The 12306-nt window shown below is 58.9% G+C and carries 10 protein-coding genes; 5 read left to right on the forward strand and 5 right to left on the reverse strand.

What is annotated here, in order from left to right:
* Nucleotides 1-5: 5 nt before the first annotated feature.
* The 5 genes from J5J83_RS00550 to J5J83_RS00570 are packed head-to-tail and all read right to left on the reverse strand — an operon-like array spanning nt 6 to nt 6840.
* On the reverse strand, nt 6-4256 hold the full coding sequence (locus tag J5J83_RS00550) for a PilC/PilY family type IV pilus protein (protein WP_212343976.1): 4251 nt from the start codon (nt 4254-4256) through the stop codon (nt 6-8).
* A gap of 10 nt (nt 4257-4266) precedes the next feature.
* Entirely contained in the window at nt 4267-4824 is a 558-nt protein-coding gene (locus J5J83_RS00555; RefSeq protein WP_212343978.1) for a PilX N-terminal domain-containing pilus assembly protein, read from the reverse strand.
* Nucleotides 4821-5864 (reverse strand): PilW family protein, encoded by a 1044-nt coding sequence (locus J5J83_RS00560; RefSeq protein ID WP_212352676.1) that lies wholly within the window; start codon nt 5862-5864, stop codon nt 4821-4823. The genes J5J83_RS00555 and J5J83_RS00560 overlap by 4 nt, the downstream gene beginning before the upstream one ends.
* Nucleotides 5864-6325: a type IV pilus modification protein PilV gene (gene pilV, locus J5J83_RS00565; RefSeq protein ID WP_212343981.1), complete on the reverse strand. Its 462-nt coding sequence runs from the start codon at nt 6323-6325 to the stop codon at nt 5864-5866. Before pilV ends, J5J83_RS00560 begins: the two co-directional genes overlap by 1 nt.
* Nucleotides 6322-6840 carry a GspH/FimT family pseudopilin gene (locus J5J83_RS00570; RefSeq protein WP_212343983.1) on the reverse strand — a complete coding sequence of 173 codons (519 nt, stop codon included), beginning with the start codon at nt 6838-6840 and terminating at the stop codon, nt 6322-6324. The genes pilV and J5J83_RS00570 overlap by 4 nt, the downstream gene beginning before the upstream one ends.
* Nucleotides 6841-6969: 129 nt before the next feature.
* On the opposite strand from J5J83_RS00570, the gene J5J83_RS00575 reads away from it, so the two are divergent.
* From J5J83_RS00575 to J5J83_RS00595, 5 genes are all read left to right on the forward strand, one after another.
* Nucleotides 6970-7626, forward strand: coding sequence for a TIGR02281 family clan AA aspartic protease (locus J5J83_RS00575; RefSeq protein ID WP_249115570.1), 657 nt, complete (start codon nt 6970-6972; stop codon nt 7624-7626).
* A gap of 198 nt (nt 7627-7824) precedes the next feature.
* Nucleotides 7825-8319, forward strand: coding sequence for a CoA pyrophosphatase (locus tag J5J83_RS00580; RefSeq protein WP_212352683.1), 495 nt, complete (start codon nt 7825-7827; stop codon nt 8317-8319).
* Between the two features lie 174 nt (nt 8320-8493).
* Nucleotides 8494-9420, forward strand: coding sequence for a CobD/CbiB family protein (locus tag J5J83_RS00585; RefSeq protein WP_212343985.1), 927 nt, complete (start codon nt 8494-8496; stop codon nt 9418-9420).
* A 20-nt stretch (nt 9421-9440) separates the two neighbouring features.
* Nucleotides 9441-10622, forward strand: a complete 1182-nt coding sequence (locus J5J83_RS00590; RefSeq protein WP_212343988.1) for an acetyl-CoA C-acyltransferase family protein — start codon at nt 9441-9443, stop codon at nt 10620-10622.
* 240 nt (nt 10623-10862) lie between these two features.
* On the forward strand, nt 10863-12281 hold the full coding sequence (locus tag J5J83_RS00595; RefSeq protein WP_212343989.1) for a circularly permuted type 2 ATP-grasp protein: 1419 nt from the start codon (nt 10863-10865) through the stop codon (nt 12279-12281).
* Nucleotides 12282-12306: the final 25 nt, after the last annotated feature.

A 12306-nucleotide genomic window follows, 5' to 3' on the forward strand; every position in this document is an offset into this window, starting at 1 on the left:
GATGCTTACTCCGAGATGATTTCGCGCCAAGACATGCGGCCGGAGAATGCCTTCCCGCCCGGATACTTGTTGATTTTTTCTTGTTTGGTGTTCGTTCCCGAGACGATATTGGTCGAGCCGACCAGAATTGGCGCACCCGGCATGCCCACACCCGGATCAATCGAACTGACATAGTTGCCGTCGATCATGTCGTTGTCGTCAAACTTGCCGTCACCATTGACATCCATGAAGGGGAAATCGACTTGGGCGCCAGTGAATGGATCTACCGCATTGACAAAGCCCGCGCCTTCCGGATTACACGGGTCGCCAACGATCGGGATGATGCTGGACACTTCCAAGACCGGCTTGGTTAGATTGATCAGAACCGAATGGCTGACAATTCGTTCGCCGCGGGCGGAGGTGTCCATGAGGTCCAGGTACCAACCCTTCTTGCCCTTCATGTCACCATCCGAGGACTTTGACACCGACCTGACCCGCACGCTCTTTCCATTCTTGTCGGTAACGTAGCCTTCACTTACCACAAAGGTACGCTGAGTCAAGTCCGATCGGCCCCCAATCTTGCTACCGTCGATGAGACCATACCAAGTCTGAATATCGTGATTCAGAGGATCAGAATTGGTCATGAAGCTGCCTGTGCCGAAAAAGACAAAGGTCTCGCCGAAACTATCACTGCCGGTCACGTCATTGATTGCCACGGTAATCGGTGCCGTAATCGGCTGAACCTTTCCCCCGCTGTCCTTGGCAGTGAATAGCGGAGCGGGAGTGCTGCCGGATTTGTAGGCAATTGTCCAGTTATTTGGGTTTTCGTCGGTCAGGTCATATTTCCACACATTGCCCTTCAGATCTCCGGCAAAAACGTAATCGACAGTTCCGTCATTGTCCTTGTCCCAAAGGGTTGGCGCAGCCAGGCCGTTGTCTCCGGCCTTCCCGGCCGCAATCTTCGCGATGACTGCCCCGGTCTTCAGATTCAGGATGAACAGGACCGCATCGCCATTGTCGCTGTTGTATCCGTTACCGAAGAGTACTGCGGTAACGCCATTGTGGAGTTTGCCAATGACGGGGGCACCCAGAACGTAGCCCAGGTGACCTTTCACGGTTTCCGCATTGTCCGTGGTTTGGGTGTATTCCCACAATACGTCCGAACTGGAGAAGCTCGCGGGGAGACTGACGTCGAGGCCAAAAACGCCCTTGGCGCCCCGGCCTGTGGAACCGACGAGGATGTTCTTGTCGGTCGTCTGGCTGAGTGTGGATACAGCTACATCGCCATCGACGAAATAGGTGTGGGCATAGCCCGGACTCGACAGACTCGCCAGTTTGTCGACGACCGTTGATGGAATATAGGCGAACTGCTCAACACCGGTCTTGGCATCGAAAGCATGCAACATTCCGTCGTTTGCGCCCACATACACTGTTCCGGTGTCCTTCACATAATAAGGTGCGGAATCCACGATATCCCCAAGCACCTTCTTTCGATTGCGCAGGCTTCCATTGTTCTGTATCTCGTTGCTCTGATCGCCGCGGATGTAGTCGAGCACTCCCTGTGAGCCAATCGCCGATTGCTGGGAGGTCGACAGACTGCTCAGTGTCTTGAACTCGACGCCGGCACTGGTGGTGCTGTTAAAGGTAAAGATCTTGCGAGCGCTTGCCGACGGCATTTTAGCCGTCGCTTGCCAGCTGATCGTTCCGGAGAGCAGGGTTGCCGTCAGCTCGCCGTCCCATGAACCGCTGTTATAGACCGCCTGGAAGACGCGAGTGTCGGTCGTGACCTTGGTGCTGCTCGATGAAATGTTGCCGGAACTCGCCGTGCGCGCGATGATGGTGTCAAAACTCTTCTTCAAGCTTTCTTTCAACTTGAGCGGGTTCTGCACCAGGAAGTAGGTGTCCGGCACGCCATTGCCGTCGGCGTCCCACTCGGCGTCAATATCCGGGATGTCGTTTCCATTTTTATCAACGAAGCCGCCCCACTTGGCCGCATACCAAAGCGGGTCCTTCAACAGGGTTGCACTGGAACCGCCGACAGTAAAGGTTCTGTCGCTGGATCCGTTTCCCGTGTAGGGCAACTTATAGCAATCACTCGGGGGGGACGCGACGTCACAGTAGCCCGGGCTCTTCCCGGGGGGTACGTTCAAATAGTAGGCGGTATCTACGTTTTCGTCCTGAACCACCAAGTAGACGCCATCCTGCGTGGTGCCGGACAGAATGTATCCCATGTTCTGTCTGATGCCGCCAGCCTGGTAAATCGGGGTTACCTTGATATTGACTGTGCCATCCGATTGGAGCGCGATCTCGTATTCCGAAATGGCGTCCATGTCATGGTCGGCACCCTGTTCTACGTCTTCATAATTGATGCGGAATTTTGCATAGAAACGGCCGTCGTTGATGCTTGCATTCTTGTCGGCTTCACCGGTATTTGCGATGGTGTCCGTATAGAAGTCCACAATCTGGTTCGTGGGTTGAAAGTTACCTTTCGTCGCACTGATCGAGGAGCCGCTGACGGATTTTGCAAAAGGCACCATCGTCACCTTGCCGTTCGGCGTTGCGATTTCGATTCTGGGCAGAGGAGACGCGAGTGCGACGACATAGGTGTCTGTATTTTGAGTGCCTTGCGCACCATTCAGGTCGGTCTTCTTGCCAAAATATGCCGCCGATGCAGAATAGTAACTCCCTTGTTTGGTTGGTTCCTCTGGCGCCAGTCCGCGGATATTGCCAAGGGAGGTGACATCTTTCGCCGTTGGTGCGCTGTCAATTGTCGAGCCGGATTGGCCGATAAAGTGCTTTCCGATAACGCCAATTTCATTCTGCGTGATGGTGTCGGCAAGTTTGGTCGCATCCATCGTGAGGTCGCCGCTGAACGATCCGAAACTGGACCCCGGTATGGAGTCCGAGTCGAAGGACGGGTTGATGTCCGAAATCGTCAGGATGTTCGGCTTGGCGCAATACGGTGCCTTTGCGGCACTGTCCGACGCATATGGATCATCCCATTCAGGATGTGGGAGACCGACGTCTGCATCGTAACTTCCCGAAGTGTCAAATGCTGATGTCGGGGTTTTCTTGCCAGCAATATAGCGGAGTGCTTCGTACATCATTTCACCGACGGGGTTGCCCCAATCGATGAATTCACCTTCGCTCATCGCACTTGTTGTCAACCAACCTTTGCGATAGGAGTTGTCCGTTCTGGTGTTATTGAAGTCGCGAATGCGAAGGCTGTTGAATGATTTTACGATCGTGGCGTTCGCGCTATCGAAGACTCCGGTGCTTGCCGTCACTTCCTTTGAAAACGAACTGAGGACCCGACGCAGGACCCCACCGGACATGTTCTTGTTGTAGCTACCGGTCAGCAGGCCGAACAGCATGCTGTCATTTTCGCCGTAATCGTGAAGAAGACCAGTCGGCTTGTAATTACCATTCGGATACTTCTTGCAGCCGCCATTGTAGGTGTTCGTGCACACTTCAACTCGGACGGTATAATTGTTGCGTGTGTCGCTCCCCGCGTTTCCATCGTTGAGCACAGGACGCTCGGACGAAGCCCATACCCACACTCGGTTGCTGCTGTTCTGGACTACGCGTAGCCTGGGAGGCTTGTCACTGCAATTGCTCAGTGTCGAACAGTCAGAGCCAGCTGTATTGGTCATATTTCCAAAAAGATGGCGTTTCCCCGAGGAGGGCTGACTGAGCGATGAGTAATCTTCGATCGCATAGCCATCTACAGTCGTACTCGTATATTCCTTCGCCCAGGAATGGGCGTCCTGGGGAATATAGGCCCTTCGAAGAATGGTCTGAGTGCTGGTATCGACATCGCGATAGCCGCCGTACAGTACCTTGCGCAAGGCATCGATTCTGCTCGTCGTAAGGTAATTCAGGAAGTTACCTGACCATTCATCTCCCGGGCACGTGCCGTTGGGGTCTTTCGTGGTCGGAGTCGCATAGCCCGACGGCTTGAAATAGTCACTGTTCGAGCCGCCGGCGGGCAGCGTATAACAGAGCGCGGAGTCGAACAGACCGTAATAGGTAATCGCAGGCTTGAAGCGAACGTCAAGCACACCATCGCCGTCTATGTCGCTCGCATCATTGTAGGCTTCATAGAAGAACTTGTGATCCCTCCCCGATACGATCATCGTCATGGGTGGCGCCACCTGCGATGCGATCAGGGGCGACTCCGGAATCGTCACTGCGGCCGCAGCCACCGCACTGACGATGGAAAGCGAGGTCGTCAATAGGAGCCGGATGCCAGGTAAGTCTCTCGAATGGTTCTTCATGGTCGGCTCCTTAGTCGGTAGCGTAGATCGATTGAAGCACTACAGTGGCGCGTCCGCTGCCTGCACTGCGAGCAGTAATACGGAAGCGCTTGCAATTCTGCAGCCCCGTGGTGGGGTCCTTTGGATTGCATGGCGCATCCACTGACAGGGCTTCGACAAAATACTGTGGGGTGCCGCTGAGGCCACCCATTGCGTTGGTGTTCTGCCAGGGCGGGTTCGCCGCATTCCAGCGCGGTGTCATGCAGTCCGGATCGGGAATTTGACACAGGCCTGCGCTGGAACAGGCCGTCTGATTGCATACGTCATTACTCGGCGGCGCGGGATCGATTGCCGACCCGATCTTCCCGTCGCCCCAATCCTTTGCCTTCGATTCACCCACACGGAGGGCGTTTTCGGCGGCCTGGAAGGACAGGCTGCGGTCGTAGGTGTTGGCGCTCATCTTCTCTTGCGACGTCGTTGCCCGAATGCTGGAGAGGCCAAGCAGCGACATGACCATCAGCAGTATCAAGGCGATGATGAGTGCGGCGCCCCGTTGCTGTGCGGGGCAGTAACGCGGCAGGCTTCTCATGGTGCGCGGTTCCTAAGGGTTGCGACTTGAACCAATTTGCGCTCGAGGGCAGGGCGGCCGGCAGCCGTGGAAATCTTGTCCGTGCTGACAAAGGTCAACTCAACGTTCACTGCGACGACATCGGACCAGTCGGTAATGCTGCCAGCGGCGACATAGTCGTTGGTGCCGCCGGACTTTGCTGGATCCCGGGTCTTGTAGAGCAGCTGCATGTCCGTGACGTTTTCGACGACTTCCGTCGCGACGACCGTCGGTGCAACCTTCGGATCGGCATAGTTGATCACAGGCGTGCTCCTGAACAGGGAGCGGCCACCTCGGGCGTTGTTGCCGATGAACCATGTTTCGGATACGAGTTTAACGATATAACCATTGCCCTCGAACGAATATGCGGTGCCCAGTTCTGAACACTCCGTGGGGTAGCCAAGGCCCTTGCTGCAGTTGCCGGGCGAAGTCGTATTCCCGGTGTTATGGACCAGCGTGACATTGGTGTCGCTTGCCTGTGTCGTCTGGAAAATGGCTGCTCGGGTATTGTCGCAGGCCATCAGGATGTCGCCATCCTTGAAGCCGTGGGCCTTTGTGCTGACCTTGAATTGAGCGGCGGGGGCGTCGTGACTGACGATCGAGACGCCTGAGTCGCCGCCAGCCATCAGGATGACGGTGTCCGTGCCAGAAACGCGTTGACCTGTTCCGGTGCCGATCGTCACTGCCGGCGAGGCTGTCGTATTGTCGTAACCGTGAATTGCGTTGGACGACCAGTTCGACCACCACGTTGTATCGTTATCTTCGAGTACGTTCGCGACCACGCCTGCTCCGCAGGGATTGCCCCCGGCTTCTCGCAGCGAGCGCGCCATGAGTTCGAATGCAATCCGGCTGTTTTCCTGCATCCGGGAAAGGTTCTCGGTGGCGCGATTGGCATCCCGGTTGCCGACGAAAATGCTGACGGCGCCGCCGGTGACGATAAGACCCAGCACGAGCGAAATCATCAGCTCAACGAGCGTGAGGCCGCACTGCCTGTTTTGCGGACGGACTTGCGGGCGGGGCATTACAGTTGGCTCCTGGTTTCGATGATCTGCGCGTCGGAGCCGCTTGTGCCGCGGCTGTCGTCCCAGCGGATGCTGACCGTGCAGGTGTTCAGATTGCAGGTCACCTTGCCGCAGGCGGAGCTGCCAAGGTTGGCATGCAGATTGTTTATCCAGCGGGCTGCATCCTTGGCGGCGAGGGACGCCCCCGCCGGTGCAGTGCACTGCCAGTCGCCGAGGACTGCTTCCGCTGTGTAGTCCGATGTACGGAAAGAGTATGGGTCGGTAGTCGTGTCGATGTTTGCGCGCATGGCATCAAGGATGGAGTAGGTCATGAAAACGACCTGGCTGCGCTCCGCAGCACTCTGATTATTGCGCAGGGCGCTTGCCTGCATGCCTGCAATACCGAGCAGCCCGAATGAAAGTACGAGCACTGCAATCAGCACTTCAAGCAGACTTGAGCCGGATTGAAAATGTCGGGTCATGAGCAGTCCGTTCCCTTGGTTTCGAGCATCGGTCGACCGGATGGCTCGAGCGTGATCTTCTTGCTAACGGAGTGCCCCGAAACCTTGAGGCAGATGGTTGCGGAGCTGCCGTTGCCAAGCCCGGTAAACGTCACATTCACGTTTGCCCCCACTGTGGCGACCCGGTCGCCATAGCTGCCTTGCTTAATGGGGTTGGGAAAGTTGGTGTCACTGCTGTCGGTGATGTCGTCGTCCGAGTCATATGCACCATCGGCGTTGGTATCGACATACACCGTCCATTGGCGATTGGTGTCCAACTGGAACGACACGCGGCGGTTTCTCCGAATTGCCTCCATTCTCGCCTGTTGCAAAGCAGCCGATACCTCGTTCGCCGCGCTCGCCAGCGACATGTTGATGATCATGGTCTGGAAGGACGGCACGGCGATGCCGAGCAGCACCGCAATCACCGAAATCGTGATCATGAGCTCGATCAGTGTGAAGCCGCGAAGGCGCGCGGGAACGCGGATGATGGTCACGGAGGATCCTGTTGGATTTTTGTGCTGTGAATCTTAGTGCCGTGTGCGCGCAATTGCGCGAGGGGCTCGACGAAAGGTCGGCGGTGTGGGATAACCGGTCGTGAGCCGGGTCAGGACTGGAGGGGGCGAATGGGTTTTCCGTTATCTGTATCGCGTATGCTGATCGTGAGTTTTAGTCTTGCGTCTCCCGCGATATGCGCCGCTGCCGAGGTCGCCGTGGCCGGGGTGCTGGGAACCAGGGCGGCAGTTCTGGTCATTGATGGTGGTTCTCCCAGAACACTGGCGATCGGGCAGCGCTCCCCGGAAGGGGTGCGGCTGCTGGCGATCGAGGGGGAGGTGGCTGTCGTTGAAGTGGACAAGGTGCGCGAGCGTGTGCGTTTGGGCGAACGGGTGGTGCGGCGGGCGGCCGACGGGCGCGATGCGTCCGTCCACCTCGAGGCGGACGGACAGGGGCACTTTCTGACCACCGGACGGATCAATGGCGCATCGGTCCGGTTTCTGGTCGACACCGGTGCGTCGGTGGTGTCGATCGGACGCGCCGATGCGCGTCGGCTCGGTATAGACTTGACGCGTGCAACGCTCGGGCGCACGCAGACCGCGAACGGCGTGGTAAACGTGTGGAGGGTGAAGCTCGATTCGGTGCAGTTGGGCGAGTTGAGCCTGAACGACGTGGATGCCGTCGTGCTTGAGAACGACATGCCGCTCATTCTTCTGGGTATGAGTTTTCTGAACCGGATGGAGATGGCGCGCGACGGAAACCGCCTCGTCTTGCGTCGACGTTATTGACTGGCGTTGGCCCTGATCGAATCGCGCAAGTGTGACGCATGGCATGACTTGCCGGGTGTTGTGGATGGTGGTCTGATTGAGGTTGCGGATGTGGTATCGGTAGATGATGATTTTGCGGCAACGCTGCGAGCGCGACTTGCACAGGCGAAGACCTCGCCGAGCGCCGATTGGCCGGAGTTGCCCGATGCGAGCACGCATATGCCGGCTGCGGTGTTGGTGCCACTTGTGTTCAGGGACGGCGCGCACTCGGTTCTGCTTACACGCCGCACGGATCACCTTCATCACCATCCGGGGCAGATCAGCTTTCCGGGAGGGCGCGTAGAGCGCGGCGATGCTTCGCCAGTGGCGACCGCGCTGCGCGAAACCGAGGAGGAAATCGGCTTGGCCGCGGAGCACGTCGAATTGCTCGGCAGCCTGCCGGAGTACTTTACCGGCACGGGCTTTCGGGTCACGCCGGTCGTGGGGCTGGTGCGCCCGCCATTTGAATTGACGCTCGATACCTTCGAGGTCGCCGAGGCGTTCGAGGTGCCGCTGGCGCATTTTCTCGACCCAGCCAATCACCTGCGCCACAGTCTCGAAATCGACGGGCGCACGCGCCACTTTCACGCCATGCCTTACGGTGACTACTACATCTGGGGGGCGACTGCGGGAATGTTGATGTCGCTCTACCGTCTGCTCGCCCAGGGGCACTGAACGATCGCCGCGGAATTCTGGTGGCGACCCGGACCAGGCAGTACGACGATGGGGTGCAGCAAGCCGGAGTCGCGGGTTGCTGACTGGCCGTCGCCGGGCGAAACTGCAACGCCTTTGTGGTATCGTGGATGAAAACAAGCACAAGCTCTGATTCCCCCATTTGATCTACGACGTATGACGCTTCTTTCGCTCATCATCGCCCTGCTGATCGAGCAGGTCCGCCCGCTTTCCGCGCAGGGGCTCGTAGTCGGTCCATTGCGCAGGCTGTCTGCCGCGCTGGCGCTGCGACTCAATGACGGTCAGGCGCGAAACGGCCGGATTGCGTGGGCGCTGGTGGTGGTGCTGGCCACCGTTGCGTGCGCCGTGGCGTACTTTCTGTTGTGGCATGCACATCCCGTGCTGGCCTTCCTGTTCAATATCGTGGTGCTCTACTTCACCATGGGTTTTCGCCAGGAGAGTCATTTCTTCACCGACATACATCTGGCGCTGCGCATGGGTGAAATCGATCGTGCGCGCACCCTGCTCTCCGAGTGGCAGGGCGGGCAGTACCACGAGGCGAGTTCGAGCGAAGTGGCGCGACTGGCCATTGAGCACGCGCTGGTCGCGTCGCACCGCTGCGTGTTCGGGGTGGCGTTCTGGTTCGTGCTCCTGCCGGGTGCCAGCGGTGCGCTGATGTATCGCCTGGCGCGGTTCTTCGACGATGAATGGGGTGGGCGCACCGACAACGAGTTCGGCCGTTTCGGCAGTTTTGCGCGACAGGCTTTCGCGGTCATCGACTGGCTGCCGGCGCGCCTGACCGCGGCCTCGTTCTCGGTGGCGGGCGATTTCGAGGATGCGGTGGCCTGCTGGCGTACGCAGGCAATGCTGTGGCCGGACAGGTGCTCCGCTATACTGATTGCAAGCGGTGCTGGTGCGCTGGGGGTTCGCCTCGGTATGCCGGTGCACGTTTCGGGTGAAATCGTCGACAGGCCGGAAATGGGTCTGGGCGAAGAAGCCAGTGCCGATTACATGCAAAGCACGGTAGGGCTCGTCTGGCGGGCCTTGCTCGTTTGCTTGGTACTGCTTGCCCTGGTCAGTCTCGCTGGCTGGGTGGGCGGCTAATTTTCGAGGAGGGTGTATTGATGGCAAATCGTGAAGTCGTAGTGTTGAGTGCCGTACGTTCCGCAGTGGGTGGTTTCAATGGCTCGCTCAAGGATATCGAACCGGGCGAACTGGGCGGCCTGGTGGTCAAGGAAGCCATTGCGCGTGCCGGTGTCGATCCTGCAGCGGTGTCGTTTGCCACCGTCGGTCACTGCATTCCGACCGATTCCCGTTATGCCTACGTTGCGCGCGTTGCCACCATCCAGGGCGGCATGAGCAAGGATTCGGTGGCATTCGCGGTGAATCGGCTGTGTGGTTCTGCACAGCAGGCCATCGTCAACTCTGCCCAGGCCATCTTGCTGGGTGATGCCGATTTCGCCATTGGCGGCGGTGTTGAGGTGATGTCACGTGGTGCCTACCTGATGCCTGCGCTGCGCAGCGGTGCGCGCATGGGCGACACCAAGGCGATCGATGCCATGGTGGCAGTGCTGACCGATCCGTTCGGTGTCGGCCACATGGGTATCACGGCCGAAAATCTCGCGAGCAAGTGGGACATCAGCCGCGAAGCCCAGGATGCATTCGCGCTCGAGTCGCAGCAACGCGCCGCGGCAGCGATCGCCGATGGCCGCTTCAAGAGCCAGATCGTGCCGATCTCGTTCGAGACCCGCAAGGGCACGGTTGTGTTCGATACGGACGAGCATCCGCGCGCGACCACGATGGAAGCGCTCGGCAAGATGAAGCCGGCCTTCAAGAAGGATGGCTCGGTGACGGCGGGCAATGCCTCGGGTATCAACGACGCGGCCGCCTTCCTGGTGCTGGCCGATGCGGCCAAGGCGGCAGCGGGCGGTCACAAGCCGATCGCACGCCTGGTGTCGTACGCCATTGCCGGCGTGCCGAACGAGCTGATGGGCGAGGGCCCGATTCCGGCGTCGAAGATTGCGTTGCAGCGCGCCGGCCTGTCGCTGGACAAGATCGATGTCATCGAGTCCAACGAAGCCTTCGCTGCGCAGTCGCTGGCAGTGAACAAGGGGCTTGAGCTCGATCCCGCGAAGGTGAACCCGAACGGCGGCGCGATCGCGCTGGGGCACCCGGTTGGTGCAACCGGCGGCGTGATCATTACCAAGCTGTTGCACGAGCTCATTCGCGTCAATGGCCGCTATGGCATGGCCACCATGTGTATCGGTGGCGGCCAGGGCATTACCACCATCTGGGAACGCATCTGATTCAGGTACTTCAGCCTTGAAGAAACCCCGCTCAGGCGGGGTTTTTTTTCGCCGGTCAAATCTGGCTGACCCGTGTGCATGCACCACTTCTTGGTGCAGGATATTCTTGATGCACTGTATTGGTGCGCGATGCCGTCATAAAGTGATGGCATGCGGGTTCACCGCATGTCTTTGCGCTGGCACGCTTTTCGCTGGTAAGGAACTGTCCGGAATCACTTCGAGAAAGGCAGGCTTCGCGTCATGATCACAAAGAACTTCTATAACGAGATGACTGACGAGGCGGGGCGGATTCGTCCGCACTATGCCTCGTATGCCAACTGGCTGTCGGAAATGCCTGAAGAGCGGCTGTCGCAGAAGCGTGCAGAGGCGGATGCGCTGTTTCACCGCTATGGAATCACGTTCGCGGTATACGGAGAAAATGCAGGAACGGAGCGGCTGATTCCCTTCGACATCATTCCGCGCATCATCCCCGCAGATGAATGGAAGACCCTGGCCGCAGGGCTGCGTCAGCGCGTCAAGGCGCTTAACCTGTTCATCGGAGACATCTATCACGAGCAGAATATCCTGAAAGCGGGGCACATTCCGGCCGAGCAGGTGCTCAACAATGCGCAATACCGCAAGGTGATGCAGGGCATAGACGTTGCGCGCGACATCTACGCGCACATCGCCGGTGTCGATCTCGTGCGCGCGGGAGCGGGTGAGTACTACGTACTCGAAGACAATCTGCGCGTGCCGTCGGGCGTGTCCTACATGCTCGAGAACCGCAAGATGATGATGCGGCTGTTCCCGCGCCTGTTCTCGCGTTACAAGGTGGCGCCGGTCGACCGTTATCCGGACATGCTGCTCAACATGCTGCGCAGCGTGGCGCCGACCGGCGTCACCGACCCGACCGTGGTCGTGATGACGCCGGGTGCATACAACAGCGCCTATTTCGAACATGCCTTCCTGGCCCAGCAGATGGGGGTCGAGCTGGTCGAGGGGCAGGACATGTTCGTCAAGGACGACCATGTCTATATGCGCACCACGCAGGGGCCGCAGCGGGTCGACGTGATCTACCGCCGGGTGGATGACGATTTCATCGATCCCCTGGCTTTCCGCCCCGACTCGGTGCTCGGTGTGCCCGGGCTGCTCCGTGCCTACCAGGCGGGCGGTGTGACCGTGACCAATGCCATCGGGGGCGGGGTCGCCGACGATAAGTCGATCTATCCCTACGTGCCGGAGATGATCCGCTTCTATCTTGGCGAAGAGCCGATCCTGCACAACGTTCCGACGTCAATGTGTCGCAAGAAGGAAGACCTGGCCTATGTGCTCGACCATCTGTCCGAGCTCGTGGTCAAGGAAGTTCATGGGTCGGGCGGTTACGGCATGCTGGTCGGGCCGGCCGCAAGCAAGGACGAGATCGAGACCTTCCGCAAGATTCTGATCCAACATCCCGAGCGCTACATCGCCCAGCCCACGCTCGCTTTGTCGAATTGCCCGACCTTCGTCGAGTCCGGCATCGCCCCGCGTCACATCGATCTGCGCCCGTTCGTGCTGTCGGGCGAGGAGATCCAGCTGGTGGCGGGGGGACTGACCCGGGTGGCGCTGCGCGAGGGCTCGCTGGTGGTGAACTCGTCGCAAGGCGGCGGTACCAAGGACACCTGGGTGCTTGAAGCCTGATGAATGGCGTGATGGAGAACACGAA

The sequence above is a fragment of the Azoarcus sp. L1K30 genome, assembly GCF_018122735.1.
Classification (GTDB): Bacteria; Pseudomonadota; Gammaproteobacteria; order Burkholderiales; family Rhodocyclaceae; genus Parazoarcus.

Excerpts from the sequence above, each read along its gene's own strand:
- J5J83_RS00550 (WP_212343976.1), bottom strand. The coding sequence starts at position 4,256 with ATGAAGAACCATTCGAGAGACTTACCTGGCATCCGGCTCCTATTGACG.
- J5J83_RS00555 (WP_212343978.1), bottom strand. The coding sequence starts at position 4,824 with ATGAGAAGCCTGCCGCGTTACTGCCCCGCACAGCAACGGGGCGCCGCA.
- J5J83_RS00560 (WP_212352676.1), bottom strand. The coding sequence starts at position 5,864 with ATGCCCCGCCCGCAAGTCCGTCCGCAAAACAGGCAGTGCGGCCTCACG.
- pilV (WP_212343981.1), bottom strand. The coding sequence starts at position 6,325 with ATGACCCGACATTTTCAATCCGGCTCAAGTCTGCTTGAAGTGCTGATT.
- J5J83_RS00575 (WP_249115570.1), top strand. The coding sequence starts at position 6,970 with ATGGGTTTTCCGTTATCTGTATCGCGTATGCTGATCGTGAGTTTTAGT.
- J5J83_RS00580 (WP_212352683.1), top strand. The coding sequence starts at position 7,825 with ATGCCGGCTGCGGTGTTGGTGCCACTTGTGTTCAGGGACGGCGCGCAC.
- J5J83_RS00585 (WP_212343985.1), top strand. The coding sequence starts at position 8,494 with ATGACGCTTCTTTCGCTCATCATCGCCCTGCTGATCGAGCAGGTCCGC.
- J5J83_RS00590 (WP_212343988.1), top strand. The coding sequence starts at position 9,441 with ATGGCAAATCGTGAAGTCGTAGTGTTGAGTGCCGTACGTTCCGCAGTG.
- J5J83_RS00595 (WP_212343989.1), top strand. The coding sequence starts at position 10,863 with ATGATCACAAAGAACTTCTATAACGAGATGACTGACGAGGCGGGGCGG.